This window comes from Streptomyces capoamus (assembly GCF_014654935.1).
Lineage (GTDB): Bacteria > Actinomycetota > Actinomycetes > Streptomycetales > Streptomycetaceae > Streptomyces > Streptomyces capoamus.
Window position 1 is genome coordinate 134,596 of sequence record NZ_BNBF01000011.1, and the last position, 2,646, is coordinate 137,241.

A 2,646-nucleotide genomic window follows, 5' to 3' on the forward strand; every position below is an offset into this window, starting at 1 on the left:
TGCGCCACCACGTCGTGCATCTCCCGCGCGATCCGCGTCCGCTCCTCGTTACGCGCCCACTCGGCCCGCTCCTCCGCCCGCTCCGCGAGCAGCTGCAGCTCCCGCTCCAGACTGTCCGCCCGCTCCCGCAAGCTCTCCATCAACCGCCGCCGCGCCCCCACGTACAGCCCCAGCAGCACCGGCGGAGCCGTCAGCCCCAACGCCGTGGTCACCGCCGCGAACGGCACGAACCAGTCACCCAGCGTCAGATCGCCCCGCGCCATGTCCTGGCGCACCCGCACGAACGTCACCACCGCCGTGCCCAGCAGCGACATCCCCGACAACGACCCGATCACCCGCCGCGGCAGCTCGCACGCGGCCAGCGTGTACAGGCCGACGACGCCCATCAGGAAACCCATCTCGGCCGGCGTGATCGCGATCGCCACCAGCACCACGGCGATCGGCCACTTCCGGCGCACCAGCAGCACCGAACCGGCGATCAGACCGAACACGATCCCCACCGACACCGGGATCCCGGCCTCCCGGGCGAACGGGATCCCCTCCGCCGCGCACTCCACCGCCGACACCAGCGCGAGACCCCCGTCGAGCACCGCACCGCGCCGTCGTACCCACCACCAAGGGCCGGTCAACGCCCTCTCGTGGTCTTCCCCCGTCGTGGTCATGCCCCCAGCCTACGGGCGAGGGGTGCGGCATTTCCGGTGACTTTCCCCTACCTCCGCACACGACACCGCGCCACCGGACACCCTCGAAACCACCCGCTATCCCTCGAACTGGTGAACCTCCCCCGCCCCGCGCCGGAATCCCACATTCCGTCCGGACGGTATGCACATGGCACATTCACCAGGCAAATACACCGACTTCGAACGCCTCCGCGACCAGGCGGTGGCCCTCCGCCGGGCCGGCCGCAGCCTCCGGCAGATCCGCGACGAACTGAAGATCTACAACAACGACGTCCTCAACCAACTGGTGAAGGGCGAACCGCCACCGGCCTGGACGAAGCGCCCCAGGGCCAAGGACGACCTCCGCCACCGCGCCCGGGAGCTACGCCTCCAGGGCTGGACGTACGACCGGATCGAGGCGGAACTGGGGTGCTCACGCAGTTCCGTGTCGCTGTGGGTACGAGATCTACCGAGGCCGGAGCGCCGGCGCACGCCCGAGGAAGCGGCAGCCATCGCCCGCAAGGGCTGGGAGGAGAAGCTGCGGATCCGGGACGAGGAACGTCGACAGGTCAAGGAGGAGGCCAAACGGTCGGTCGGCGAACTGTCGGCGCGTGAGCTGTTCCTGGTGGGCGTGGGCCTCTACTGGGCCGAGGGCGGCAAGGACAAGCCGTACGACCGCCGGGAGAACGTCACCTTCGTGAACAGCGACCCCGGGATGATCAACGTGTTCCTGGCATGGCTCGACCTGCTCCAAGTGGAGCGAGAGCGCCTGCGGTTCACCGTGATGATCCACGAGACGGCCGACGTGGCGGGAGCCGAGCGCTACTGGGCCGACCTCGTCGGCGCCGACGCCTCGATGTTCAACAAGACGACGCTCAAGAAGCACAACCCGAAGACGGTACGCAAGAACACCGGCGACAGTTACCGCGGCTGCCTCGTGATCAAAGTCCTGCAGGGTGCCGACTTGTACCGTCGCATCGAAGGCTCCTGGTACGGCATAGTGGAGGCCGTACGCGAAACCGATCAACCAAATCGGACATAGCGCACAGATTATCCCGGATCGTCTAAGGGTAGGACAAACGGTTTTGGTCCGTTGAATGAGGGTTCGAATCCTTCTCCGGGAGCTCACAGCACACATAACCAAGGTTCGGGTCCTGACCGGTAACCCCCGGCGGGGCCCGCTCTCATGTCCGCCCCCAAGCACCCCGGTATCCTGCGGCTGTCACCCCCACCCATCCAGAGCCGAAGGGCAACCCCGTGAGCGCCATCCGCCCGGCCGCCGTCGTCGTTCTCGCAGCGGGTGAGGGCACCCGTATGAAGTCGGCCACACCCAAGGTCCTGCACCAGATCTGCGGCCGTTCCCTGGTCGGCCACGTGCTGGCCGCCGCCCGTGAGTTGGACCCGCAGCACCTGGTCGTCGTCGTCGGCCACGCCCGTGAGCAGGTCGGCGCGCACCTCGCCGAGATCGATCCGGCCGCCAGGACCGCCGTGCAGGCGGAGCAGAACGGTACCGGGCACGCCGTGCGGATGGGCCTGGAGGAGCTGGGCGGGGCCGTGGACGGGACCGTCGTGGTGGTGTGCGGGGACACCCCGCTGCTCACCGGCGACACGCTCCGGCGGCTCGCCGAAACGCACGGGGCGGACGGCAACGCGGTGACCGTGCTCACCGCGGAGGTGCCGGACGCGACCGGTTACGGCCGGATCGTGCGGGACGCGGCGTCGGGTGCCGTCACCGCGATCGTGGAGCACAAGGACGCGACCGAGGCGCAGCGGGCGATCCGGGAGATCAACAGCGGGGTGTTCGCGTTCGACGGGCAGTTGCTGGCGGACGCGCTGAAGAAGGTGCGGACGGACAACAGCCAGGGTGAGGAGTACCTCACGGACGTGCTGGGGATCCTGCGGGAGGCCGGGCACCGGGTGGGGGCCTCGGTGGCGGCCGATCACCGGGAGATCGCGGGGATCAACAACCGGGTGCAGTTGGCGGAGG

At 69.0% G+C, this 2,646-nt stretch carries 2 protein-coding genes, 1 tRNA gene and 1 pseudogene; 3 read left to right on the forward strand and 1 reads right to left on the reverse strand.

Features of this window, described 5'->3' with window-relative positions; translation table 11 throughout:
• A pseudogene (locus IE312_RS40850) lies at nt 1–662 on the reverse strand (sensor histidine kinase); the annotation flags it as partial.
• A 166-nt stretch (nt 663–828) separates the two neighbouring features.
• On the opposite strand from IE312_RS40850, the gene IE312_RS19110 reads away from it, so the two are divergent.
• From IE312_RS19110 to IE312_RS40855, 3 genes are all read left to right on the forward strand, one after another.
• Nucleotides 829–1,701, forward strand: coding sequence for a terminase gpP N-terminus-related DNA-binding protein (locus IE312_RS19110; RefSeq protein WP_189983350.1), 873 nt, complete (start codon nt 829–831; stop codon nt 1,699–1,701).
• Between the two features lie 11 nt (nt 1,702–1,712).
• Nucleotides 1,713–1,783, forward strand: a tRNA-Gln gene (locus tag IE312_RS19115).
• 133 nt (nt 1,784–1,916) lie between these two features.
• Nucleotides 1,917–2,646 (forward strand): NTP transferase domain-containing protein (locus IE312_RS40855; protein ID WP_229900121.1); only part of this gene is annotated, 730 nt, incomplete at its 3' end.